Origin of the sequence: Rhodococcus sp. SB1D, from assembly GCF_048573875.1 — a bacterium.
GTDB classification, from domain to species: Bacteria; Actinomycetota; Actinomycetes; order Mycobacteriales; family Mycobacteriaceae; genus Rhodococcus_F; species Rhodococcus_F qingshengii.
Genome location: NZ_JBMAIQ010000004.1, coordinates 267,705 through 292,199 on the forward strand (window position 1 = coordinate 267,705; position 24,495 = coordinate 292,199).

Genomic DNA, 24,495 nt, shown 5'->3' on the forward strand with positions numbered 1-24,495 from the left:
ATCTGTCGACATTGGCCGCGGCGCCCATACGGTTCGGTAACCGCTGCCATCGATTTCGGACCGGCACCCACGGGAGCGGCAAGCATCGCTGTGTCTCAGCCTTCGATGCCCCAGCAACGGCCGATTCAGAGACATCGAAGAAACGGATAGCTCCTCACCGTTATGGACGATCAAGCTAGGGAGTGGGACGGCTCGCCCACTCGTGCCGCAGCCAAAGGGCGCTGCAATCGACTGCGCCGCAATTTTGCTGGAGGGATTCGACGTGGTTGTCTTGGGGACTCTCTGGTGGCGCTGTAGCGCCCTCCCACGGGCGGGCAGTGGCCGCGCGCCAGGAGTAAGGGATCGCTACTGATCGTCACAGAAGGGTAATGGGACGGCCTGGATCTGCGGATCTTGTCGCGAGTATCCGGACACACAGGTCTATCAGCGTGGAGAGGGCGTGTGACCGGCATTCGGCTCGACGTCGCGGCCGCCGGCAAGGGATTCCAACAACGCACAGGAAGCCTGGAGATCCGCGACGAGAGTGGACAGCTCCGCTGGGCCGCCATCGACGACAATACCCTCGCAGCTACACGACCATTGAGAGCAGCACAGTGATCAACACTGACCATTGGACCGAACGCTGGCCCGATCACCCCGTGCTCAGGACATTCGACGAGCCGAGAGCAGTAAAGGTCGACATCGGCCGGGCGCTCCCACTCGGACGCGGGGGATCATCACGTGCCGATCACGTGAGTATGCGCGTAAAAACATCCGCGCTCTACATGTCTGGATATCTCGATGCAACCCAACAGTTTTGGGTCAAGATGCATTCTCTGCACTAGTCAAGCTAGGCGTCGATTCAGCTTCGATGGACACTCCAGAACCGGGCCTTGACAGTTCTTGCGACTATCCCGAGCGCTCTGCCAATCTGCGATATGCAATCTCAAGAGCTATTCGAGGGGCGGCGATTGCAAGCCTGAGCTGCGCGATGAATCTGGTGGACGAATGGATGTTGAGGTGGCCGTACATGCGATGTTCGATCACTAGACCGTCAGATAGTGTCCATATTTCGGTTCCGATCTGTGTATCGCGGCTGCCGAATCCTCCAGTCCACGAGAGCACTACGGTGTTTGCGTCGGCACATTCGACGCGCTTGCGTATCGTAAGCCCGTACTTCTTCCAAACGTGCGCGAGTTCGGTGGCAGCAGCGGATATCTCTGCGATTCCGGCATGGACGTCGCGTGCGCCGTTGAAGACCCACTCCGCTGTGGCCTCTGGATGGTATAGCGCGATCCACTCGTCGAGTAGCGCGTTGTTCGTGATGCGCTCGGCAGACTCAGCGAATTTGATTGCAGCGGTTGAGTGGTTCACTTGCTTGCTCCTTGAATCTGGGGGCTCGTATCAAGTCTTCGAGACGGTCGGCTGCTGCCCTTGCGCCGTCGTTTGCGCGGAGGCGCCGGACGATCTCGGATGCAGCCGCTCCCTTCGAATGTGGCAACGAGGATCGTCGCCATCAGCTGCTCTTCCTCCGTTGAGGCGCGATGTACGGGGCTAGTGCTGAACGCAGTGCAGCATCGAGTTGTTGAGGTGCGATGTCGGCAAAAGGCTTTGCGCACGATGGATCGACCATGTAGTCAAAGTTGTTGATACTGGCTAGGTGCCGACTGAATTGGTACGAGTCACCGGTGAACCGGGAGACGAGGAACGCGTCGATAGTTGGGTTGCTCCACGGCAGCCGAAGGATCGGTTTGTTCACTCCGAGCGTCCGCATCACTGCACGCACCAGTTCCTCGTGCGTGGGCTCTGCGGACGCTGGCACGTCAACAGATCCCATTGGTTGGTCGGCTACCCCCGCCCGGACCAGACAAGTTGACACCGTCTCGGAGTCAACGACGGCGATCCTGTTGTCCCGCCAAGGCCCCATCGGGATGATCGGAGCACGTTGCACCAGTTGGGCATACGGTCTCATCCCACGCGATCGGTCGGCGAGGACCATGCCTGCTCGCACTACCGTAAGCTCGTTGAGCCGTTCAGCAAGGGCGACCTGCACTGCCTGGCGATTCCGCTGGTAACGAGGAGGCTCGCCGATGTTGGGCGCCGGCAAGGTGGTGAAGAAGACACCTCTCTTCACCTCCGCCTCGGCTGCCGCGCTTGCGAAATTTCGCGCGGCTACCAGGTCGAGATCATCTTGGGCCCGAGAGTCGAGCGAGTGGACGAAGTAGTAGGCGACATCGATACCAGCAACAGCTTGCGCAAGTCCCGCACCCGTGACTACGTCGCCGGCATGGACCGCATCAAGGCAGTCTGGCGCTCGTGCCTCGTCCCTTACGAGTCCGCTGATGTGATGACCTTGAGCGCCTAGCCTTCGGGCGACCGCCACGCCGTTATGCCCTGTCGCGCCGACTATGAGGACCCTCATCTAACGCTCCTGCTTGGTGGGATGTGTCTCGCTTCGGGTGAGTTGGCGCCCGCTGGACCACGGCCGCGCAGCGCCGGAACGCCACCAACTCCACCACTCCGATGGATGCCGGGGCAGCTCTGCCACAAGGGGAATCGGATCGAAGTAGGAGATCCTTTCGACTGCCTTGGCGCCGCGAAGTAGGAATCTGTCAACCCCACCCCACTCCACTGAGCGCGACGCCATGGTGGACGACAGGCGGATCTCGATGAAGAGCACTGTCGCATCCCCCTGCCAGCGCTCCACATGAGCCCTCAGATCAGGCGTCCATGACCACAGTCGCTCGAACTCCGCCTCGGCCGCAGCCAGGCCGACAAGCGGGGGTGAAAGCGGCTGTCTGAGCACTACATCAGCGTGGAGGATCTCGTCCAAGCGGTTCGGTGCTGGCCTACTCCAGAAGTCTGCGAACGCATCGACGAAATCGTGCTGCGGGTCAGTCACGGACATCTCCTCGGATCGTGATGCGGCGTGTCCTCGCCGCGCAACGATCGTCACATAACTTTTTGAAGTGAGCAATGCAGAATTGTTTTCTCCAACTTTGAATAGTTCCCTGGCCTGAGTATCATCGACACCATGTCCAGGCGCACGTACAACCAATTCTGCGGTCTCGCCGGCGCGCTCGACGCAGTCGGCGAGCGGTGGACACTACTCATTGTGCGAGACCTGAGTGGCGGACCGAAGCGCTACTCGGACCTCGCAGGATCCTTGGAAGGGATCGGCACCAGCCTCCTAGCAGCGCGCCTGAAGCAACTGGAGGTCGACAAGGTCATCGTTCGGCGTGACCTTCCGCCGCCGGCTGCATCCACGGTGTACGAGCTGACAGATGCTGGCTGGGAACTTGTGGATGCGTTGACGCCTATCGCTGTTTGGGGAGCACGCCACAGCCTCAGCAAGACCCGACTTCCCGATCAAGGCTTCCAGCCAGAGTGGAGCCTGGCATTCGTAGGTCGAGCGATGCGAAACGCCCTGAGCGACAGCGCCCCTCCTGCGGTCATCGAGTTCACAATCGACGGATCCACTGCAGTTGCGACAGTTGACCGGCACAACTCGGCGATTACGCCTGGGCGTGCCCAAGGAGAAGTCAACGCGTCAATCGCCACCGACTCCGCGACCCTAGCTGCGATTGTCGCCGGCCGCGTTGATCTCGCTAGTGCGCTCGAAAGTGGACAACTCCGTGCAAGCGGCGACGACTGGGTGATGCTCAGTCTCGCATCCGCCTTGTCGCAGGTGGCACACTAGATGGTTAGGTAGTTGCATACGCTGGCGGCGTTGGAATGGATTGTGTTTCAAATAGCGCATTTCGGCCTCTGCGGTAGCGCGTGAGGCGCGCCGCTGTTGCACTTCCGCCGCCAGTTCGTGCTCAACGCGCTGAGTATGGGGAAGTCGACGAGCGCGCGAAACAACAGATATCAGGCAGAGCAACGTTTTGAGGCGGTGCGATGTTGGGGAGCAACGAGCAGTACTTCATCCGGGTGCGCGGAGGTGTTGTCGTTGAGGGGACCTGCGGGTACTGACTCGGAGGCCGGCGATTGTGGATCTGTCAGGTGGTCGGCGGGATGACAGTGAACGTGATGGCGAGGATGTCCATCGTGTTGAGTTCTTCCAGGATTGAACGGAGCGCTGCTGCTGCGTCGGTCGCCAGTGTTCTTGCAGCGCTGGGTGTTCTGCCGCGGGCGGTCACGGCCAGTCCGGGCGCGTCGGATGCAGTGATTGCCAGATCCGACTCGTAGTCGGACGCATTGCCGCCCAGATCTTGTGCGAGGCGTTCTCCGGTTGATGGCAGTTCGTGAGGAAAATTCGCGGCGGCAATGAAGGTTTGGCTCCTCGAATCGTCTGGAGCTTCGAATGGATCGATACTGAACTGCACAACTGAGGTCGAGGTGAAGGCAATGGTCTTCGTCCACCACAGACTCCCCGCCACGACCAAAACGACGGCGGCACCGACAATCACTACTCGACCGCGATGGTGGGAGCGCGTTGTTCGCATCGTTCAGTTGTACCGCTTCAACCAGACGATTCCATCATTTACTGGTGCTAACTCATAGATCCCGAGCGTCGGCAACACCGGGAGTGGCATCGACGAGGCGCTTTGTAATGGATCGATGTAGTCAGCGATATTCCAAGTACCTACGCCCCGATGGAAACAGACGTGCCACACATCCATACAGCGCAAGAGGTGGAAGTGAATGCTGCTGTCCGGATGCGCGAACTGGGGTTCGCTGACGCCCGAGTAACCGCTGCAGGACCCGATGGCGGAATCGACGTCTCGTCATCGCGAGCGCTGGCTCAGGTGAAATGGCGAGGAGGGATGGTCGGGCGTCAGGACTTACAAGCGCTGTATGGAGCACGCGGACAGGATGTCTCGAAGAGATTGCTTTTCTTTGCTGCATCGGGCTATTCGAAGCCTGCGATCGACTATGCCGATCGAAATCAGATCGCGCTGTTCATCTACGAACCTATGGGGACGTTGGTCGCCAGAAACAAGTGCGCCGCCACGCTTGTACTCGATGGACCACATCGCAAGCAGAGTTTCTGGTCACGAGTTCTGTGGCCTACGTTGACAGCGATATGGTCCCTTGCAGTTTGGCCGCTCTTCCGTGCCTTGTGGACAAGGTGGTTGTGGCCGTTCTTCGACGATCGATGGCGCCTGATTTCCGTGATCGCCTTCACGGCAGGTGCGTGCGCGGGCATAACTGTCGTCGTCTTTGCTTCTCCTGGTCCCCTTCGGGTCTTCGGAACGGTGTTGTTGCTTGTCAGTGTCCTCAACATGCCGGTTGCGTGGTGGATTTATCTCGCAGATCGCAGTCGAGCTTCATAGCACTCACCACGGGTCAAGCGCAGCTATTTCCATCGGAGCGACCACGCCGAGACCGGATAGTGCGAAGACCCCGGTCAGCGGAAGACTTGAGGAGGATGGGATATGTGGCTCGGGGCGTTCAGGATCGTCGAACAAGCTAGCCGGCAGGTCTCACTTGAAAGCGTGGTGAATGGTTTCTGTTGCCGCGGCGTGGGCAGAAGGGGCGTGCGCATCGAGAGGGTTTGAAGGATGCGGGCCCGGGTTGCTCGCGTAGCGGCGTGTTTGTCTCGGGCGTGGATTTCTGCGCGTCTCGCTGCTTGTTCCGCGAGTCGAAAGTGATCATGCTGGCTAGCCTTCTCGGTCGGGGTGGCCGCTGCCCAGCTGATCTGGGCCAGTCTCCAGCGTAGAAGTGCGGCCGGCTGGGCGATGTCGCTGGGCCAGATCCAGCCTCGTCGTTGGGTGTCTGCTGTGAGTTGGCGTGCGATGTCGCGTCCGGTCCATCGGGTGGTGTCGACGCCGGTTTGTTGGAGCGTATTGCAGATTGTTCCGATGTGGGTGGCTGGTTTCAGTGCTGGTGCGTGGGCGATGAGTTCGGCTGCTGCGCGTTGGAGGTGGAGGGGTCGGGGTGTGGTTGTTGGTTGGTGTGTTGTCTTGCCCGCGTGCGTTTCTGCGCGCGTTGGTGAGATCTTGAAAGCAAGAGCTTTAAGTGCAAATCCCCCGGAGGGGGATAGGGGGTCACGGTGGCCGGATTGTGGATGGTTCCGTGTGGTGGTTCTGGATCGGTATGCGTTGGTGCGCAGTGTGGCTCGGGAGGGTTTTCTGGGTTTTGTGAAGGGAGGGGTGACGGTTGTGGCTACCGGGCGGGGTGTGGTGAGGGCCCAGGTGGAGGCTGCGCGGAATTGGCGGTGGCCGTGGTGTGATTCTGCAGCCATAGCTTCCAGGCGGCTGAGGTAGCGGCCGCGGACGAGTTCTACTGCGACTCCGAGGGCTGTGAGGACTCGTCGGGCGCGTTTGACGGTGGAGGTACTCACTCCTGCACGGCGGGCGATGGTGTTGCGTGAGGCGGTCACTGAGCGTCCGGTTGCGCTTTCGGCGAGGGAGGCGTGGGTGACGGCGACGGCGAAGACGGCTTCGGTGCTGATGGTGTGTTTTGTGCAGAGTGTCGTTCCGGTGGGGGAGTTGAGGAGGGTGCGGACTTGGTGTTGCCAGTGTGTGCGACTGGTCCAGGTGGGGGTACGGCTGTAGGTGCCGTCGGGGATGGGGAGGGACCAGGAGTTTCCGCGTTGGTTGCTCGTCCGGTTGAGTGTTTCGATGCGGGTGACGTTTTCGGTGGCTTGTTGTACGGCGTGGGCCCACTCGGTGTCGGAGACTCGGGCGTGGCGCGTTGATGGTGAGCCGTCGAGGATTGTGTTGTGTGGAAGTGTTGAAGCTGGTTCAGGGTGTGCGTTACCCTGAGATGTACCTGTCACAGGTAAATCCCTTCAGTGAGTGAAGTAGTGCAGTACAGAAGGCGGAGTGGTTACTTCGGCTTCATCAGTGACAGCGAGCCGGGCATGGCTTTGCTGTTGATTTGGCTCAGTGTGTGGCGAACCCCCGTAAGGGGGTTTCGTCGTTTCTGGACTGCGTCTATGGAGTTGTGTGTCATGGTCTTTCGGATGTCACGCTGGGTGGTGGCGGGGCTCCCTTTTTTGGCGGTGTTCGGGTCAGGCCGGGTGTTTATCGAGTGCAGTTGCCGCTGGCGGTCTGTGTCGGACGCCGACCCCTGATGTGCGGATCTGTCGCGTGTCGAATGTCAGGAACGTGTGGTGCGAAGCGAAAACACCGCTCCCACAACACCCGCACTCCCCAACGCGACAGCGAGAACGAGCGCTATCACGAATGATTCGCTCGAACGGGGATGTGCAGATCCAGAAGCCCCCGGAGTGCAACCGCAACCTCGTGAATCTGATAGACCGACGCAGTTTCCGGATCGGAGGCAACGAGATCTGCCACGTCGATGAGGTTGTCGCGCAACCCGGCCGACAACTCGCGAGGTCCGGCGAGCGCGTCGACGGTGTCCCGGACGATCGTTTCGGCGAGTTGTCGTACCTCGGCCATCTCGGCGTCGGTGGGGAAGGTGATGCCGACTTCTTTCAGGAGTGCTGTGGAGGCGGTGCTGATCATGGATTCGATCAGCGGTGAGCGATGCGGTGTTGTTGTCATGATGCTGCCCCCAACTGTGTCGAAACAGATGATGCGGTGGTGCATGTGGGATGAATCCAGTGTTCGACGGCCGCAGTGATAGTCGTGCGGGCGGTCGCAGGGTCCTGTGCGGTGATGACGGCGGTGAATGCTGAGGTGACTGCTTCGATCCCGGAGGTCTCGAGTCCGTTGCAGTGGTCGAGTCCGTCGGTGATCAGCTCCAGTGCAGTGTTGAGGACTTCCCAGTGACCGTCCTCGTGCGGGGAATGCGCTGCGATGAGTTCGATGGTGGGGAGTTGTTCTGCGGCCCACAGTTCTCGCACGTTGAGGGGGTGGATGGGGTGGGCGGTGAGCTGGCACAGTCGGGCGACGGGGGCGCAGACGTGGTCGAGTCCGTCGACGATCGCGGTCATTCCCCAGAGCGGGTGGGTGAAGAGCTCCGCGAGCCATTGCCATCGTTCGGCGGGAAGGCCGCTCGAGGCGGGGGATGGGAGGGCCCCGGTACTGATCCCGTAGATGATGTCCGGGAGGGGGCGGTGGGGGTTGGTCAGTTCGTCGAGCAAGCGGTGTGTTGTCATGTGGGGCAGTCCAATCGGGTGACGTCGAACGAGGCTTGTGACGTGCAGGTGGGAAGGTTCGCGGCATCCGTCGTATCGGTACGGAGGGGTGCGAGGACCGCGGCAGGGGAGGGGTCGACCCTCAACGGGCCGTGGGCTTCGATCAGATCGCGGGCATGAAGAATCGCGCGGGAGTCCACGTCGATCAACCCGTACACATCCGGTGAGTCACCGATGTCCGGGTGATCGTGAATGAAGGTGCGGCGGCTACGCAGGCGGCCGGCGACTTCGACGAGGATCCACAACCGGTCGTAGCGGTCCCGTACCGGCACATGGCCGTGCGTGTCGGCGAGGATTCCGTACACCGACCACGCTGATTCGAATGTCCTCAAGATCAGCACCGGGCACCCATCTGATGCCGGTGTGTCGACCGGCGGTGTGAAGACCGGATCGAACGACCCCACTATCGGGGTCACGCAGCGCTCCCACGAGAAGTACCGCGATGCCCGTCGACCCGCCGATAGTACGAACGCAACACCGCATCCGAAGTAATCGGCCGGCCCCGATGACTGAACGGCACACCCGCCCAAATCATCGACCGAGGCGGAGTATCCGCCGCCACCATCGACGACAACTCCTTCCGACAATCCGCCAAACGCGGGCACCGGAAACACTCCGCCTGCGCATCCACACCCGCGCGATACGAACCCTCATCCAAATCCCACGATTGAGGATCGACCGCGCACGCCAACACCGTCGGCGGCGGCACCGCGGCCCTCACGCGGCCACCTCCGAATCCCGGCGACGACGCGTTGCTGTCGTCAACGACTCGTACAGGCCCAAGCGTTCACCGTCGACGATATTGCCGTGACTGTCATACGCATTGCCCGCCATGATCATTCGCTGCGGACCATCCCCACGTCCCACCGACGCGGCCGCATCAATGCGGCACTGCGCCAACAACGGGCACGCCCCACACGAGGAGATTGCGCGACGCCACTCCACCACCGTGCGGCCATCCATCTCCCACGACCGCGACTTCCCCGCGCACAAACCCTTGCCCGGCTCGGCACCGCCAATCGGCACCACGCCCCGAACCTCCAACTCCACACGAACAGCTCGCACAGTCGGGCACACATCGCACTCCGACGAGAAAACGAACCCGCACCGCGCGCACCGACCAACCCGATCAGGATGATGCAAAGCAGCAACCCGAAGAAGATCGTCAGTGCTGAACTGCGGCCACACGACCGCAGATGATCCCCGGCCCTCACGGTGCGTCAACTCACGCAACGCGGCCGCAGCCTCCGGGCACAACGGAACAAGCTCCGAAACACTGAAACCGCAACCATCGCAACGCCCGCCGATCGACGAATGCCGCGCAACAAGCCGACGAAGCGTCAACGTCGATAACGCGGCATACCGATTGCGGAACACGTCATCCGGACCTGATGGGTCCACTAAGATAGACATCGCAGAATCCTTTCTGCATCTGAAGAAAATGCTGGACGGGTTGCATCCCGTTTGGTCTGGTCCCTCGGTCGTTGGCGCGACTGGGGGACTCTTCCGTTTTTTGCTCTAGTTGTCTCCCTTGAGGTCGTTGACTATGACTTGGCCGCCATCTAAAACCGGTTATCTAAAAATAGCCGCGTGTGCGAATGGTATCGAGGAGGCGGCACAGTGTCTACTAATGACAACGAGATGCGAAGGGTGCTGGCTGTGAGTCGGCGAGTGATGCGGGGGTTTTCCCCGTCAAGTCTTGTGGCTGCGCGCCGCACTGCGGGGATGTCACGTGCGGAATTGGCGCGGCGGGCGGGAGTGGGTGAAACGACGATCCGGCGCTGGGAGCAGTCGAATTCCTCTCCGCAGGTTGATCTTCTGGCGACTGTGGTGGCGGAGTTGGGTGTAGAGATCGCCGATATCGTGCAAGTGCCTGAGGATGACAGGTACCCGGGTGATTGGCGCGTCTTGAAGGGTTTGACCCAACCGCAACTTGGGATGCAGGCCGGCTTGCGGACACCGATCGTTGGAGGCATCGAGCGGGGCGAAATTCCGTTGTCAGACGTCGTGGCGGAGAAACTTGCCCCGGTTCTAGGTGTCTCGGTTGACGAGTTGTTCGCTGCGCATATGCGGGTTCGTCATCGGGGGCCTGAGGCGCCCGCCTAGGTCCAGGCTTTTCTTTGGTCGCCTTCGCTGTCGTGCTGACTGATGAAGTTACGTCGTTTCGGCTGCGGTGGGTCACCGCCTGTCGGTCCTGACTCTGTAAAACATTGCTGCCCCTCACGGTCGAGGTCAGCCTAAAACCGAAAACTTACTATTGCAAGTTGCGTTGGGCAGCGGGACTTGCCAGTATTGGAAATTGAACATTGGACCAGTGCGCCCATCCAGCGTGGCGATTGAGGACGGAGGGACGAACGATGAGCACATTCGCAGAACGGCTCCGACATCTCTTCGACACGGTGCACCCGAGAGATCGTGGTCCGTACACGCAAACAGAAGTTGTGGACATAATCCGCTTCGGCGGCGGCAAGATGACTACCGGGTACATGTCTCAACTGCTGAGTGGTAAGCGTCAGTCGCCAGGCGTAGAAACTGTTCGCGATATCTGCAATGTTTTTCATGTTCCGATGGACTACTTCAGTGACGAAGAAACGTATGAGTTGGTCAAGCACACCATCGCCTGGATCCAGGATGTTCGTGATAGTGAAGGTCAGCAGGTTGCAGCACGTGCCTACAACCCGTTTCGGAAGATGATGCAGTCTGGCGATGACTAGTTTCTATGCGATCAACGCATATGCAATCCCCGTTGTGACCGCTCCGGCGATAGCTCCGACGATCACCTGGCCCTTGGTGTGATCTCCCAGGTGAACCCGTGACCATCCGATTAACGGAGTCAATGCGAGAGCAAGTAGCCACCAGGGCGACAGCGCAAGCGCCAAAACTATGGTGACCCCGGCTGAAACTCCAGTGTGCACACTGACTTTCCAGTGGAGAACGCTAGTGATCAATGCAGCCACCACAAGCGCCGACAATCCGGCAGTCATGAACGCGATCATTTGAATGGGTGCGCTCGCGATAATCTGAATGATCAACCCACCCAAGGCAACTGCGAGCAGTATGACAATGAGCAGGTGTCGTTCGCTGATGCTGGTGACGTGGTGATCGCCGATTTTCGACTTTCGCATCCCGTAGAGGATGACGCCCATCGGGACCACACCTGTGCAGATCGCGACGAAGATTCCCCATCCTGGCGCCCCGATGGAACACCCGAGGATCAATGAGGTCACGATGTTGATGACCCAGGGTGCGCCAATCTCGGTGAGCAACCGTGCGATCCGGTCGTGTCCTGAGGCTTTTCCCTTTACTCGTGCTTCTGTCATTGCTCAAGGACCAACTTTCGCTCGATTTCACGGGCGTACGCATCACCCAGTTCTCGCGCCCAACGGACATCTGAAGTAGCTGCCCGTGCTCGGAGGTTGTCCGATCCCAATCCCTCCGGAATCCGATCAGTAATAATCCATTCCGCAACAGCATGTGCCACCTCTGTCCGGCTCAAGGCTGCACCTTGGTTCGGTAGAGCCTGTCGCTTGGCCTCCAAGCTCAGCGCGTCCAGCAGTTCCGCTGCGCGATCGGCAGCCCGATCAGCGGCGCCGCTTCCGGGCTCGGATGGCCGTAGGGCACCAGGCCAACGGGCAAGTAGCTCGGTGCGAAGGTCGTCAAAGGCCCGAAGTTGCGCTCGTGAGACGAGCGTAGTTCCCATCGCTGTAACCAAGACTCCCGCTGCGACAAAGAGAACGCCGACAACGGCCAGGAAGCGCGAGATTGCAAAGGGTGTCGGGGTCGGATCGATCAGTCCCCACCGTGCCGACCCCAGGTAGCCAATTCGGAGTGCGGCGTATGCGCTGAGTGCAGCGGCTCCGGGGGAAATGATGATGAGCCCCCAGCCGGTTGCCGTCCGCCGGTCTGCTTGCCGAATAGCGACGATTGTCACCATCAAGCACAACAGAAACGGATAGGCCATGCCCAGCATCAGGCCCTCTGCATACCCCGGAAGAAATGCGTATTGGTTGTCGAAAGTCCGGTTGTCGGGGTTCGATGCCGGCCACGGAGTCTTGAAGAAGAAGTAGAACGAGAGCGCTGCGGTGACAACTGAGAGTGAAATGTGTAGCCAAAGTAGCTTTTTGAGATGCCGGGAGCTGGTGACGGTTGTGAACACAATGGCGGTGCCGACGCAGATACCGCAGACGAGCAGCATTTTGATTGTGCCGGGTATTCCAGCCCCGAGTGTGACTCTGACAGCGTTCTCGACCGTTTTCACGTTGAGCGCCATATGAATCGACATGCACAGTAGAACAATGACTGCGCCTGCCAGAGTCCACGACCTGGAAAACCACCAACGCTGGATCCGGGTGGCCGCTGCAGTGGCGAGTACTGCCGCCGCGAGAGCAGTGATCAACCGAGTGCCTCATCCAGTCGTGAACGAACCGAAGGATTCTGCGCGCGACGTGTGACGTGAAGCCGCCGCAGAAGCAGACTCCCGAATGCTTCAGCCTCGGCTTCTTCCGTCGAGACGGTGTCCACACAATCGCGTCGAAGCATCAGAGTTCCAAGATCACGCAACGCGGGTGGGAGGAAGTCGGTGGCCAAATCGATGGCCGGTCTGCCGGAGTGGTTCAACGCGATATGTCCCAACTCATGAGCAATCGTTCGGTCGCGAGCATGAACCCACCCTGCACAGGACACTTCATCGCGGTCGTGGTGTCGGACCCATTGACCAAATACACCGGGCGGGAGGACTGCGTCGTCCAGCACGGACAGTGGGCGTCCGCGGTCGCGCGACAATGCTTCGGCCATACCTTCAAGGGTTCGCGCTTCGTCGCCTACGGCAATGCGGAACAGGCGCTCGACTGCTCGAGCGACGGTTTTGTCTGCCACTTCGGGGCACCTCCTCACCGAGTATCCCCTACGGCCCCAACCGAACACCGTAGTCGTTGTTGTTGGTATCGCTCAACTGGGCGCTCAAGACTAGCGCAGTCACGGGCTCGCACAGTCGAGCACAAGACACGCTAGGGTCGTCCGAATGTCGCCTAACTTGCGCCCCTCACGTCGACGCGCTGCCTGCGTGGCTATTGCGGCGGCAGGTTTTCTGCTGACAATGAGTGCGTTGGCGCCCACCTATGCCAAGGGTCAACTGGTGAAAATTCCGTTGAGCATCGATGCGGCAACAGTGTCGACGGGTACTGCAGTATTGCTCGATGCTGCGGCGTTAGCGAAGGGCAAATTGGTTGTGGACAGCAATGTTCCGATCACAGTCCAGCAGCGCGTCACTGCCGAAGATCCGTCGGGATCCGACGTGGTGACCCTGCAGTCGGCGGTTCAGATGGTGCGGGACGATCGGGTCGGTACGGCAGCGATTGTGAATGCGAGCATCGATCGTTCCACTGTCGACAGGATCTCGGCGATCCCGGTCGAGGAGCCGATCGGCTCGATCCAGACCGTGATGGACAAACCGGCGGAAGTTGTTGCCCATGAGGGACTTCAATTCAAATTTCCGTTCGACACTCAGAAACGAACGTATCCGTATTTCGACTCGACACTGCGGGATAGCTATGACGCGACCTTCATCGCGGAGGGTGAAATTGAAGGCGTTGACGTCTACAACTTCCGTCAGGAAATCGCGCCCGTGGAGATTGGTACGGAGATCACATTGCCCGCCTCCAGTTGGGGGAAAACAGGAACAAGCCCAGTCACCATGAAGCGTTTCTATGGCATCACGCGCGAACTGTCAGTCGAACCCATTTCCGGCGCCATAATCCAAGTGCAGCAACACTATAGGCAATATTTTGCGACATCCGCTTTAGCCCCTGAAACCATCACGATCATCGATGTAGCCCCCAAACTCGATTCCCAGACGCAGCACGAACAGATCGAACGAGCCGTCATGTATCGAGACCAAATCCGGTGGGGTACGGATTACGGCCCGGCAATCGGGGGCTCGGTCGGGCTACTGCTTCTTCTTGGTGGGATATATCTCGGATGGATATCAACGAGACCCGGACCACAATCTCTGATAGTCCAAAATGAGAAGTCCGGCGATCTTGTGACTCGATAGATGCCGGAACTGATCGCGTCGGACCGCACTTTCGCTGTTGCTAGTGAGAGTTGCAATCGACATGCATGGCGAGGTTAACCTTTTCGGCCGAATTGATCACCCAGTGTGGGGGTGTTCGCTCGTTGAGTTGGATTTCCACGTCACCTGGTTGGGGGACGTCCCAGGTGACGCCTCTGAGGAACTGGTTGGTTGTTCCGAATTTTTCGTTTAAAGCGATTTCGTGGTCGAGTGAACTCTGCGAAGTCGTGAATTCTTGCGCGGCGTAGTTCAGTTGAGGGTTTTCGATGGTGACGGTTTGGGATCCGTGGGTGAGGACTGCATGCCAGCCGTTGGGCTCGGTGATGTCGACGGTGAGGTTGTCGCCTTCGCCTATGCACTGTGCGCGGACCTGGTTGGCGGCAGGGAGTGTGATTTTGTCGTCGGCTTGTTGGTCGCCGACTCCGATTACCAGGTCTCCTCGCCACGAGGAGGATTCAGCTGGTGTGACGGTGCCGGCACGACCGTTGTTTGCGCTGGTGGTGGCGCTGCCGCCGTTGTCGTTGGCGGATGTCGAGTCCGAGCATGCGGTCAGGATCAGGGGTGCTGCGAGGATCCCGGTGACTGCGATGGCGGTGGTGCTGCGCTTCATGTGTGTTTCCCTCCAATGTGGGTTCGCGGGCCTGTTAGGGTCAGTTTCTCCTGAAAACGTTTGTGCCTGAGTCTTGTTCGGCGCTTCGTTCCTGTTGGTACGAACATAGTCGATCGGTACGAATCCTTTGTCGTACAGCCACGGTGGGGAGTGGTGGTCAGTAGCGGATGGTGTCGAGGAGCCACTGGTCGCCACCTTTGGTGAGGGTCACCCAAACCGTGGTATCGGTTGCGACAGTGCTGGTTTCGTTTTCGTTGATTGCGGTTTGGTGGATGCTTGCGACTCGGTGGATGAGTGCGTCGGTGTCGGGTGGGCAGCCGGAGCATCCAAGGGTCACGTTGGCGGCCACTTTGGCATTGTCGGAGGCCCATTGTTTCCACTGTGCTCCTGGTCCTCGTTCGGTGTGCGTGTCGACGAGCAGGGTCTGTGCCAGGGTGTCGGTGAACCATTCCCGGGCGCGTGCGTATCCATTGGTGGGGCTACGGTCCGTTGCCGGGTACCAGGTGAACGCCACGGAAAGTGCCTGGCGAGCGATGTTTTCAGCCACCTCCGTATCCGGATCCGCGGTGACGTCGATTGCTGTCGGAGCCGGCGAAGTCGAAATGGTCAGCGGCGCCGGTGCTGGGGCGATCTGTTCAGCTGTCTCGGTTTCCGTCTCGTTGCCCCAATCGAAGAGGAAGTACACCAGTCCACCGACGAGGAGGACAGCGACGGCAAGCAGAACCAGCTTGCGTGCGTTGCTCACAGAACCCTCCTGGCTTTCATATCGCTCTGCAGTGGAGCTTGTTTGACGACGTCCCCCGTAGTGGGAGCATGGATCATCTGGCCTCCGCCGATCGCGACGCCGACGTGCCCCGGACCTGTTCCGGCCCACGAACCGAACACCAGATCCCCGGCTTGTGCTTGGTCGATAGGGATCTCGACTCCGACGTTCCACTGCTGTTCGGATGTCCTGGGCAGGGTGATCTTGTTTCCACTTCCCTGGTAGATGGCGTAACTGGTCAGTCCGGAGCAGTCGAATCCACCGCCGGTAGTGCCGTTGATGTTGCCGCCGCCCCAGACGTACGGGGTGCCGAGGAATTGGCGGGCAGCGTCGACGACCTGCGATCCGGACGCCGAACCGGGCGAGACGATCAGTTCCCCGCTACCTCCGGGGGACGCGAACTCTGCCTCGTATGCAAGGACTTTCGCGACGTAGGGCTGTGTCTGGGTGGTGTAGTCGCCGCCGCTGGGCATTCCGCCGGCATTCTTCACCGCGCCTTCGCCCGCGTTGTAGGATGCGATGTAGAGCGATTTGGGATCGCCTTTGACTGATCCGTCGGTAATCCATCCGTCGACCTGGGCCGCGATGGCGCAGAAGTATCGGCCTTGAGCCATGATCGCGTCCCCGTCGTCCCAGATCGAGATCTTGCCGTTGCTGTCGTCGTCCTGGCCGTAAGAAGCAAATGTTCTCGGCATGAACTGCGTGATTCCCTTAGCGTCGCTCGCGGAGGTCAGTCCACGGACCAGGCCGGATTCGGCTTTTGCATCTGCGGCCAGCAGCGAGGGCTTGATCTGGGGGCAGATCGATCCGGCTTTGCGGAACCACGGCTCCATCTCTGGGGGAACGGATCCGGCTTTGAGATCGCCGCCACCTGCCACGCCGAAGCCGCCGCAGTCGATCGCCGATGACGAGGCGGCCAGCTCGATGGCAGGAGAATCACTGCCGGCTTCGCCGGCGGGGGAGGGCGCTCCGCCGAGTTTGGTCATCGGATCGACGGCGGTTCCGCCCTGCAGTCGTCCGCCGTCCCAGTATTCGAAATGCAAGTGTGCGCCGGTGGATTGGCCGTTGTTTCCGATGTTCGCGATGTGGTCGCCGGCCTTGACCTGCTGGCCTTCCGTGACGAGGACACCGTCGTCGAACATGTGGCCGTAGACGGTGCTCACGGGTTTGCCGTCGACGAGCGAGTCGAGCACGATCCAGTTCCCGAACCCGGATGCGGGCCCGGCCTTGACTGCAACGCCGTCGAGTGCCGCGTAGATCGGTGTCCCGACGGGGCCGGCGAAGTCGACGCCTTTGTGTTCGGTTCCCCAGCGAGGCCCGAATGGGGACGTGAACGTCGTCGTTCCGTTCTTGGTTGGCTGGGTGATCGGCCCCGATGCTTTCAGTTCGGTGTTGCCGGTCGCCGAGGTGGCTTTGTCGTCCCCCTCGCTCGACGAGTATCCGCCGCAACGGTTGTGGGGGATCACCGGCTGCTGGGTGCATCCGGACAGCCCTAGGATCGCAGCGGTGGCAGCGGTGACGATCAGGGCCACCGCCTCACGGCGGAGACTCACAGCGTTCCTGGGAGCGGTGTGTCGAGGTCGGGAATCGGGATGGGGCCGGGAACAGGAACAGGTGCCGGTTCGAGGTCCGCCGAGGGAACAGCGACCGAGCTGGTCGATGTCGGCGTCGTGGTCGAGGTAGCGCTCGGCGAGGTCGTCGACTTCGGAGCCGTGGTGGTTGTTGGAGCTTCCGAGGTCGGTTCGCTCGCGAGGGAAGGTGCGCCGAGCTTGTCGATCTCGCTGCGGTCCAGGGTGGGCAATGGATTCTGGACCTGCCACGTCGAACCCTTTTCGGTGCCCGACACTTTGAGCGTGATCCGCAAATTCCCCGCCTGCGTCGGGACGATGACCTGCACGGCGCTCTCACCGCCGGTGCCGGCCACGATCTCACTGCGCGTCGGGCCGGTGATCGCGACCGGTACGAGCGGGCGGGCATTGACCACCGTCACGCCGGGCGCTTCGGCGGCGTGCACGCCCAGCTTGGTCTTCCATTCGCTGTTCGAGAGTGACTGATCGACGTAGACGTGCGCGTAGGCCATCGCTGTCGCCGGTGCACTCTCGGCAACCGAAGCGATCGACTTGCCGGCAATCGAGGATTCGGTCACCTCGGTCAATTCATAGCTCAGATCCGGCGCCGCAGATTCTGCGTCCGTCGCAGTCGTCGCGGCGGAGGCTGGGATCTTCGAGGCAGTGTTCGACGGGGTCGGGGATTGGCCGAACACCGCTCCCGCCACGAACAGCACACCGAACGCAGAGACGATCGTGATCGTCAGATTGGTGCGCGAGTGCAGCACCCACCGCCGGATCGGTGCGAGTACGGGATTGGCTGCGCTGGAGGACATCAGCTGAACCTGCCGGTTGAATCAGACGAAGTACCTGCGGAGGTCAACGACGGCGTCCACAGTCGTGCCGTCGACCGCGGAGGAGTCGACGAGTTCGAGCGCGTCGCACCCGATCGAGGCATCGGAGTTCCGGTGGGGGCATCCCGCGAGGACGGAGTGAACACCTTCATCGGCGCGATACTCGACCGCGGGCCTCCGTCCCATGTCTCACTCACCGACGAAGAGCTGCGCGGCGAACCGGCTTCGGTTCCGACCAACTGGCGAGCGAGTGCCTGGCCTCGATTGGCGGCGGTACCGGCGGTTTGCGGCCGATCGGCGACGGGCCTCTTGAGGCCCGTAGAACTCTTCGCGGTACCGGCGAGGCTTTGGCGGCGCACATCGTTCTTGCGTGAATCCGTCAGGCGCTGTTGACGATCCATCGTCTTACGCGCATCGACACGCGATTTGTCGACCTCGTGCCGGCGTCGCTGATTCAACTCGCGTCCTTCCGGACGCACTGGTGTCACCGAATCCTTGTCGAGGTCACCACCGCGTTTGGTCGCCTTCCGAAGCGCGCCGACACCTTCCTCGACCATCGACGCTGCGGGACCGCCGACGACGGCGCTGCCGGCCTTGAAGAACTTCTGTTTCATCGACGTCTGAGCGTGACGAGCTTTGCGATTGAGTGCGCCCGCTTGGTTCTGGGTGAAGGTCTGAGTCATCCGTTTGAACGGGCGCATGATGAACCAGCACACCGCCGTCAAGATGACCATGAACCACAGCCGCCACGTGCCGTCGACGAGACCGTTGTCGGTGTCGTACAGCTTGACCAGCGCCATCAGGTACAGCGCGATGATGACTGCGCCGGCCACGCCCCACATGTAGGCGGTGGCGATCATGCGGCACACGCGCGAGAGGGTGCCGCCGTGTGCGGCGGCGATCGGAACCCAGATCGGTGCGAAGAGAATTGCGAGTCGAATGGCTAGTAGCGCAGTGAGTTTGAGGATGGATGCGCCGATCCAGAGGATGGAGGGCATGGCGAGTTTGATCATCGCCATGAACCCTGTGCCGGTGCGCCCGGAGTCTTTGCCCTGGAACTGATTGTAGGAAAGGTTCAAATCTTTCAGTTTCTCAACCAGATTATTTTCGAAATCCTCTCCTTTTTTGCTCGCAAGCTCACTTGCAGCCTCGTTGTCGCCGGCCACGTTCTGCTGCTCCGCGTACGAAAATGCCAGGGTGTCGCGGAGCTTCGGTCCAAGTTGCAGTTCCTGGTCGTTGAAATTCGCGCCGAACCATCCTTTACGCCAGTCGTCGAGGAAGATCTTGTCGATCAGCACATTGCGGGGGTCTCCGGTGTTTCCGGACACGGACAGCATCTGACCTTGTGTGTCGGTGATGACCGATCCGAAGGTGTCGTCGGCGACCTGTATGGCTTTTTGCGGTGCGCCGACGAACAGTGCTCCGATGGCCATTGCAGCGCCGGCGATCGCGACGGTGCGAGTCACGGCCGCGGCATTCGATTTGAGGGCGTTCCAGATGATGATCGTGGCGACCACGATCAATGCCACACCCAGCCACGTTCCGTAGACGCTGAGCATTCCGTTGGAGATCGAGGCGACGATCTGGTCGAACTGCACCATGGCCGGGGCGATCCCGGCCTCTTCGGCAGCTGCTCCGGTTTTCGTCTGGTCGTCGAGCCAGAACGCGGCAGCTGCGAATCCCTTGCCGATTGCGAGGAATGTGTTGCCCAGGGTGGTGTCCGCGACTGCGTCGGGTGCGCGGACCAGGTCGTTGCCGCAGCCGAGGTCGTAGGTGTACCAGCGTAATCCGGCCCACCCGTAGGTTTCGTAGCCGGTGCCGCTCGGTTTCGGTTCGCGGTCTTTGCTCGAGGAATCGAACTCGGCTGCCATGACCGAGTTCGGGAACTCGGGGGAGGGGACGTCTTTGCAGTCGAATCCGCCGGCAGATGCGATTGGCCCACCTGGGGCGACGAGGGGCGCCAGCACCAGCGCTAGAACGGCGAGAACCCGCGCGAGATTGACGGTCAGCGCCCGAACGCGCGATCGATGGGGGATTGCGCCATTCAGCTCTGCCGAGGGCGCTGTGAGCCCTCTGATGGTGTTCATGCGGCGCCGCCGAGCGCGTTCTTCGCCGACGAGGAATTCAGCGCCGCGAACACATGCGCGAGATGCACGTAGTGAATCCAGCTCGAACGCACCAGCTCCACGTCGTCGGCCATCCGGATCATCCAGCGCCGCGCTTCGTCCTGATAGGAGGTGTCGGTGTCCTCGTCGAGAGTGTCCTCGCCGCCGCTGCCCAGTTCAGCGAGGAACTGCTCGAACCCTTGCCCGGTGGGAAGTTTGAGCAGTTTCAGGGCACCTTCGATTGCATGCGGATCACCGCCGACGTCACCGACGAACACCTCGTAGGTCAGGGCGGTCTTGTCGTCGCTGCCGTCCAATCCGAGGAAATCATCCGGAAGTTGCGAGCAGACCAGGGCGCGGACCTTGAATTTGCGTGAGTCGCGCGCGATTCGGAGGTTGAGGGTGCGGCCTGCGCCGGTGGATTCGAGGTATTTGTTTTCGTCGAGGAAGAGCACCTTGCGCACGTGGCGAGGCTTTTCGTAGACGAGTCTGTTCGCCAGCCACGCGGCCATGTGCATCAACGGCGCCGTCATCCGTTGCTGCGGTGTCCACTGCGAGGACGGCGTGCCTTGGGGCGGTAGCTGCAGGCCCGGCATTGTCAGGATCGTCAGGCGGATGTCGGCGTCGAATGCATCCGCTCCGCTGCCGATCGTGCCCTCTTCCGGGAATAGCACACGCGCTTCGGTCAGTTCCGACATCAGACTGAGCTGCTGGTACAGCCCGTTCGCGCAGGTTTTGACGGCTTGGTCCGGATCGCTCACTCCGATGGATTGGATTGCGGCCAACACTTCTCGGAGGTTGTGGTTGCTGTCGCCGCCGACCATGTTCGCGGCCATGTGCAGCACGGGTTCGGTGTGTTCGAGATGCAGATGCCGTTCGGTGAGCATCATCTTGAGCACCGAGACGGCGACTTCGACGCGCTCGGCGGCGGCTGCACGCATATCCGCTTCGAACTTCGACTGAGCCGCCGCGAACGGATCGGCATCCCGGGCGAACTCGACGTTGCGGGTGTCGTACTCGGGATCGTCGCGACGTGGATCGGTGATCACGCGGTACGGGTTCAAGGCGCCAGCGCGTGAATCGCGACCGGTGAGGGCGTAGACGCGGGCGATGTCGCGAAACTCCGGTAGTCCGGCCAACGCTGCGAGCGGACCGGAGGGGTCGAGGACGACGCCGTATGCGCCGGCTCTCACGGCTTGGTAGACGATCATGCCGGCCAGGAATGTCTTACCCGAACCGGGTACGGCGACGATCGGTGTCAGACCGGACTTGTGCTTGATCTCGTGCGCGGCGAACAGGTCCCATATCACCGGGCGCGGAGAGATGGATCCGGTCTCGCCCAGGACGACACCGCGGCGGTCACCGATCCGGTCACTGACAGTTGCCATCCCGGCGGCAACTGCTTCGACATCCATGTGTCGTTTGTTGGCGATGTTGGCTTGCGGCTCACCAGGTATGAACTCGCGCAGCAGCTGGTATTGGCCGTGCTCTTGTTCGAGCGCGATGTGCGGTGAGTACATCTCCTGCAGATCGGAGACTTTCTGCCGCGCATCGTCGGGGTCGGTGCCGACTACCGCGAGGCGGTACCAGCCGGTGGTTCGAGTCGAGAGTCCGGAATGGTCTTCCTCGACGTCGGAGATCACGTCCTGTGCGCGGGCGTGCTGCTCCGCCAACTCTTTCGGCGGGACCTGATCGTGTTCGACGGTGTAGTGGTCGAACTGCGATTCGATCTTGCCGGTCAGCGAGCGCATGGTGCGGATCGTTTTCGCTTTGTCGTGCAGCTCGATGCGATCGGACCATTCGAGAGGTTCACCGGACGGGTCGCCGATGATCTGCCACGGCAACATCCGTTCCGGAATCGGTAGGGGAGCCATGCGGCCGATCGTCAGCACGATCACCACGCCGGTGTACTTGCGGCCGTCGACGACGCCGGAGACGGTGGTGTACCCGTCGCCTGGGGTGAGGGAGAGGTCGGTGAGATCTTCGAGGGCGGCGACGTCGGTTTCTTCCCAGTCTCCGGCGCCGGCGATCGCACCGCCAGCTTCCAGTGGCAGACCGATGGTCGCTGATCGGCGCAGCAAGTAGTCGATCGCGGCCGGTGTGGCCGGTGTTGCTTTCACACCGCGGCCGGACATGATTCGTTCGAGTGTGGCGAGGTGATCGGCGAGGGCCTTCTGCTCCCGGTCGAAGGCGTCGTCGGCCCAGCTGTTCACCCCGGTGCACACTCTGCCCAGCAGGGGCCAGTGAGCGAGGTGACGCAGCATCCGGGCGGTCCAGTCCAACCCCTGGCCGAGTGAGGAGCGTTGTGGCAGTTCGATACCCCAGTAGCGGCCTTTGATCGTCGCGTTGGACCACAACATCGCATGCTGCTGCCCACGTAGGTAGTCCGCCCATGACAATGCGCCGGGAACATCGGGAATCGGGGTGGCCCACTTGTCGTGATCGACTGCCCACTGTGCGACGGGGAACGGGGTGCGCACGAGGCGGCGATGCACCTTGTTGACGCCGGCCTTCTGCAGGTTGGTCAGGATGATCGCTTCGTCCTGGATGAAGCGTCGTTGCTTTCCGGTGGTGCGGAAATTCCACGGCCCTTGGCGTTGGACGAACCATGCGGTGGAGGTGGTTGCGGTGCGGGTGATGTTCGCTGATGTGCCGGTCAGTTTCAGGCGTACCGCTTTTCGTTCGCGGTCTGCACGTTTCTTCGCTGCGGCCTTGTCTCGATCTGTTGCCGACTTTGCCCGCTTCTTGCCTGTGCGGCGACGCTGACGGCCCAGCGCTTTGTCCGCGACGTGGTCCGGATCGGTTGCAGGGGAGGTGGGGCCATCGGTGTCGTCCTCGCCGTGGTCGTGTTCAGAACCAGCCGGAGTGTGTGCGGGTTCGGTTGCGGACCACGCCCGGGCCGGTTGCGGAGCATGTGACTGCACTGCTGCCCACGACGGCGGGAGGGCACCGGGAGGAATGAGCGGAACCGGGTCGTCGAGCTTCGGATCGAACAGAGCCGCAATGTCGTTCTCGGGAACGGTCATCGGTGATCCTTACCGTCGAGGCGAACAGGTACGACGGCAGGTTCTCCTGTAGTCAACCGCTGAGGCAGCGAGATGAACACGGGTGCACCGCGCTTCGGTGGGCGCGGCGCAACGAGGTCGTTGAGGGCGGCCTTGAGAACCGACCGCAGTGGGCGGTCCGGGGTGACGAACTTCGCGATCCGGGTCGTAAGCCACACCGTGATCACGGCCATCACCATCAGCGATTTGAACCCGAGATGGACGTGCAGAATTCCGCGACCGATCACGAACACCACCACGAAAGCAACCACGCCGACGATGCCGGCCGTGTAGCGGATCCGTACCGGCAGTGGATAACCGGTCGGACCGAGGTAGTGCCGGTCCACGCGGTACATCAGGTCGTCGTTGTCGATCACCGGGCATCCCCTTCGAATGTTCTCTGCGCAGGCATCAGCGGTTAGGTCGAGATACCGACGAGCCCGAGAATCCAATTGCCGATCCCCGTGGCCGCCGATTCCGATGTCGCGATACCGAGGTAGGCAAGCCCGAACAACCCGAGTCCGCCGACGGTGAAGACCCGCGACAAATTGCCCTTGAGCCCGCCGACGAGAACCACACACGCGAGGGCGATGAGGATGGTGAAGACGATGTTGTCCTTGATCCACGCGCGCAGACCACCGGTATTGACGTCCGTCGACTGAGCGAGGGTCACCGCGTATGCGGCGAGCGGTGGATGCGTCGGCGGGATCGACACGTCGATCACGGTGGAAGCAAGAGAAAACATGAGCACTCTCCAACACAGTGGTGTAACCAGACCCCACGAATGTGGTTGCGCGGAAACGTAGAAGAGTGGTGGCAGGAATTTCAATGCGACCTGTGGATAACTTTTTCGGCTCCGCGGTTGGCGCGCTGGCCGATCAGCGCTGCCGCGTGTCGTCGCGTGGGGGTGTGTGTTCAGGTGTCGCGATTCACCCCATCGGGGATCTCTCGGCGATCGCGGGGAACGACCTCGAATGCAGGGGGAGCGCGGCCACGGAACGGTCTTCGCTGGGGTGTCCGCGGGAGACTTCCCAGACCTCGGCGGGAGGGTTCCTTCAGTGGAGCGACAGAGAGCTGCGAACGGGCATCGTCGACGGACCCGTCGCAGACCATGGAGATCCGCACGTGTCTCCCTCGCTGTGCTTCGTGGTCTTCGTCCGCCTGAAGAACATGGCACAGAACCATTTTCGGAATGTGTCCGCCAGCTGTGCGAGTCGCCCCTGCTCGAGCTTGCTCGAGGCACCCGCGCCGTGGCCATGATCAGAAGTTCGAAGAACGGTTCCCCGCCACCACCTGCGTGGTGTGCATGCTCTGCACGCATAGCGTGTTCAGCACGCACGTGTGGCAGGCTGCGCACCCGTGCTCGAACAGTCCCGCATTTAGGGGGCCTGCAGAGGTCGCGGACAGAGGTGGAATTCAGGGGCCCGATTCACGCTTCCCCTCCGGGGTCACTCCCCCGGCCCTTCG

The 24,495-nt window shown here is 61.2% G+C and carries 25 protein-coding genes; 6 read left to right on the forward strand and 19 right to left on the reverse strand.

What is annotated here, in order from left to right; genetic code table 11:
- Window positions 1-441: 441 nt before the first annotated feature.
- The gene (locus ACN50D_RS12735) at window positions 442-597 is read left to right on the forward strand and encodes a hypothetical protein (RefSeq protein ID WP_249343099.1); all 156 of its coding nucleotides are present in this window, start codon (window positions 442-444) and stop codon (window positions 595-597) included.
- A gap of 291 nt (window positions 598-888) precedes the next feature.
- Here ACN50D_RS12735 and ACN50D_RS12740 read toward each other — a convergent pair whose 3' ends face one another.
- The 3 genes from ACN50D_RS12740 to ACN50D_RS12750 all read right to left on the reverse strand — a co-directional run bounded on the left by ACN50D_RS12740 (window position 889) and on the right by ACN50D_RS12750 (window position 2,881).
- Window positions 889-1,353, reverse strand: a complete 465-nt coding sequence (locus ACN50D_RS12740) for a nuclear transport factor 2 family protein (protein WP_212633700.1) — start codon at window positions 1,351-1,353, stop codon at window positions 889-891.
- 142 nt (window positions 1,354-1,495) lie between these two features.
- A complete protein-coding gene (locus ACN50D_RS12745; RefSeq protein WP_212633701.1) occupies window positions 1,496-2,401 on the reverse strand; it encodes an NAD(P)H-binding protein in 906 nt (301 codons plus the stop codon).
- Complete coding sequence (locus tag ACN50D_RS12750) at window positions 2,402-2,881, reverse strand: nuclear transport factor 2 family protein (RefSeq protein WP_372450141.1); 480 nt, start codon at window positions 2,879-2,881, stop codon at window positions 2,402-2,404.
- A 132-nt stretch (window positions 2,882-3,013) separates the two neighbouring features.
- On the opposite strand from ACN50D_RS12750, the gene ACN50D_RS12755 reads away from it, so the two are divergent.
- On the forward strand, window positions 3,014-3,679 hold the full coding sequence (locus ACN50D_RS12755; RefSeq protein ID WP_212633703.1) for a winged helix-turn-helix transcriptional regulator: 666 nt from the start codon (window positions 3,014-3,016) through the stop codon (window positions 3,677-3,679).
- A gap of 301 nt (window positions 3,680-3,980) precedes the next feature.
- Here ACN50D_RS12755 and ACN50D_RS12760 read toward each other — a convergent pair whose 3' ends face one another.
- Entirely contained in the window at window positions 3,981-4,427 is a 447-nt protein-coding gene (locus ACN50D_RS12760) for a hypothetical protein (protein WP_212633820.1), read from the reverse strand.
- A gap of 162 nt (window positions 4,428-4,589) precedes the next feature.
- On the opposite strand from ACN50D_RS12760, the gene ACN50D_RS12765 reads away from it, so the two are divergent.
- Window positions 4,590-5,258 carry a restriction endonuclease gene (locus ACN50D_RS12765; RefSeq protein WP_212633704.1) on the forward strand — a complete coding sequence of 223 codons (669 nt, stop codon included), beginning with the start codon at window positions 4,590-4,592 and terminating at the stop codon, window positions 5,256-5,258.
- 1,851 nt (window positions 5,259-7,109) lie between these two features.
- Here the strand turns inward: ACN50D_RS12765 and ACN50D_RS12770 are convergent.
- The 4 genes from ACN50D_RS12770 to ACN50D_RS12785 form a co-directional block, all read right to left on the reverse strand.
- Window positions 7,110-7,439 (reverse strand): hypothetical protein, encoded by a 330-nt coding sequence (locus tag ACN50D_RS12770; protein WP_212633705.1) that lies wholly within the window; start codon window positions 7,437-7,439, stop codon window positions 7,110-7,112.
- The gene (locus ACN50D_RS12775; RefSeq protein ID WP_212633706.1) at window positions 7,436-7,996 is read right to left on the reverse strand and encodes a hypothetical protein; all 561 of its coding nucleotides are present in this window, start codon (window positions 7,994-7,996) and stop codon (window positions 7,436-7,438) included. The genes ACN50D_RS12770 and ACN50D_RS12775 overlap by 4 nt, the downstream gene beginning before the upstream one ends.
- Window positions 7,993-8,451 carry a hypothetical protein gene (locus ACN50D_RS12780; protein ID WP_249343102.1) on the reverse strand — a complete coding sequence of 153 codons (459 nt, stop codon included), beginning with the start codon at window positions 8,449-8,451 and terminating at the stop codon, window positions 7,993-7,995. Before ACN50D_RS12780 ends, ACN50D_RS12775 begins: the two co-directional genes overlap by 4 nt.
- A gap of 301 nt (window positions 8,452-8,752) precedes the next feature.
- Entirely contained in the window at window positions 8,753-9,064 is a 312-nt protein-coding gene (locus ACN50D_RS12785; protein WP_212633708.1) for a hypothetical protein, read from the reverse strand.
- A 612-nt stretch (window positions 9,065-9,676) separates the two neighbouring features.
- On the opposite strand from ACN50D_RS12785, the gene ACN50D_RS12790 reads away from it, so the two are divergent.
- Both ACN50D_RS12790 and ACN50D_RS12795 read left to right on the forward strand, forming a co-directional pair.
- Window positions 9,677-10,141, forward strand: coding sequence for a helix-turn-helix transcriptional regulator (locus ACN50D_RS12790; RefSeq protein WP_212633812.1), 465 nt, complete (start codon window positions 9,677-9,679; stop codon window positions 10,139-10,141).
- 251 nt (window positions 10,142-10,392) lie between these two features.
- Complete coding sequence (locus ACN50D_RS12795; protein WP_212633709.1) at window positions 10,393-10,749, forward strand: helix-turn-helix domain-containing protein; 357 nt, start codon at window positions 10,393-10,395, stop codon at window positions 10,747-10,749.
- Window positions 10,750-10,752: 3 nt separating this feature from the next.
- Here ACN50D_RS12795 and ACN50D_RS12800 read toward each other — a convergent pair whose 3' ends face one another.
- From ACN50D_RS12800 to ACN50D_RS12810, 3 genes are all read right to left on the reverse strand, one after another.
- Entirely contained in the window at window positions 10,753-11,355 is a 603-nt protein-coding gene (locus ACN50D_RS12800) for a hypothetical protein (RefSeq protein WP_212633710.1), read from the reverse strand.
- Window positions 11,352-12,317, reverse strand: coding sequence for a hypothetical protein (locus ACN50D_RS12805; RefSeq protein ID WP_212633711.1), 966 nt, complete (start codon window positions 12,315-12,317; stop codon window positions 11,352-11,354). Before ACN50D_RS12805 ends, ACN50D_RS12800 begins: the two co-directional genes overlap by 4 nt.
- Window positions 12,318-12,427: 110 nt before the next feature.
- Window positions 12,428-12,910 carry a hypothetical protein gene (locus ACN50D_RS12810; RefSeq protein WP_019749735.1) on the reverse strand — a complete coding sequence of 161 codons (483 nt, stop codon included), beginning with the start codon at window positions 12,908-12,910 and terminating at the stop codon, window positions 12,428-12,430.
- A 187-nt stretch (window positions 12,911-13,097) separates the two neighbouring features.
- Here ACN50D_RS12810 and ACN50D_RS12815 point away from each other — a divergent pair, with 187 nt between their 5' ends.
- Window positions 13,098-14,087, forward strand: coding sequence for a DUF3068 domain-containing protein (locus ACN50D_RS12815; protein ID WP_212633712.1), 990 nt, complete (start codon window positions 13,098-13,100; stop codon window positions 14,085-14,087).
- Window positions 14,088-14,127: 40 nt separating this feature from the next.
- Here ACN50D_RS12815 and ACN50D_RS12820 read toward each other — a convergent pair whose 3' ends face one another.
- From ACN50D_RS12820 to ACN50D_RS12855, 8 genes are all read right to left on the reverse strand, one after another.
- Window positions 14,128-14,715, reverse strand: a complete 588-nt coding sequence (locus ACN50D_RS12820; RefSeq protein ID WP_212633713.1) for a hypothetical protein — start codon at window positions 14,713-14,715, stop codon at window positions 14,128-14,130.
- Window positions 14,716-14,872: 157 nt separating this feature from the next.
- A complete protein-coding gene (locus tag ACN50D_RS12825) occupies window positions 14,873-15,460 on the reverse strand; it encodes a hypothetical protein (protein ID WP_287488980.1) in 588 nt (195 codons plus the stop codon).
- Complete coding sequence (locus ACN50D_RS12830) at window positions 15,457-17,031, reverse strand: peptidoglycan DD-metalloendopeptidase family protein (protein ID WP_212633714.1); 1,575 nt, start codon at window positions 17,029-17,031, stop codon at window positions 15,457-15,459. The genes ACN50D_RS12825 and ACN50D_RS12830 overlap by 4 nt, the downstream gene beginning before the upstream one ends.
- Window positions 17,028-17,861, reverse strand: a complete 834-nt coding sequence (locus ACN50D_RS12835) for a hypothetical protein (protein ID WP_212633715.1) — start codon at window positions 17,859-17,861, stop codon at window positions 17,028-17,030. Before ACN50D_RS12835 ends, ACN50D_RS12830 begins: the two co-directional genes overlap by 4 nt.
- The gene (locus ACN50D_RS12840; protein WP_249343103.1) at window positions 17,861-19,966 is read right to left on the reverse strand and encodes a hypothetical protein; all 2,106 of its coding nucleotides are present in this window, start codon (window positions 19,964-19,966) and stop codon (window positions 17,861-17,863) included. Before ACN50D_RS12840 ends, ACN50D_RS12835 begins: the two co-directional genes overlap by 1 nt.
- Complete coding sequence (locus tag ACN50D_RS12845) at window positions 19,963-23,010, reverse strand: ATP-binding protein (RefSeq protein ID WP_212633716.1); 3,048 nt, start codon at window positions 23,008-23,010, stop codon at window positions 19,963-19,965. The genes ACN50D_RS12840 and ACN50D_RS12845 overlap by 4 nt, the downstream gene beginning before the upstream one ends.
- The gene (locus ACN50D_RS12850; RefSeq protein WP_212633717.1) at window positions 23,007-23,405 is read right to left on the reverse strand and encodes a hypothetical protein; all 399 of its coding nucleotides are present in this window, start codon (window positions 23,403-23,405) and stop codon (window positions 23,007-23,009) included. The genes ACN50D_RS12845 and ACN50D_RS12850 overlap by 4 nt, the downstream gene beginning before the upstream one ends.
- Window positions 23,406-23,446: 41 nt before the next feature.
- The gene (locus tag ACN50D_RS12855) at window positions 23,447-23,773 is read right to left on the reverse strand and encodes a hypothetical protein (protein WP_076949101.1); all 327 of its coding nucleotides are present in this window, start codon (window positions 23,771-23,773) and stop codon (window positions 23,447-23,449) included.
- Between the last annotated feature and the right edge of the window lie 722 nt (window positions 23,774-24,495).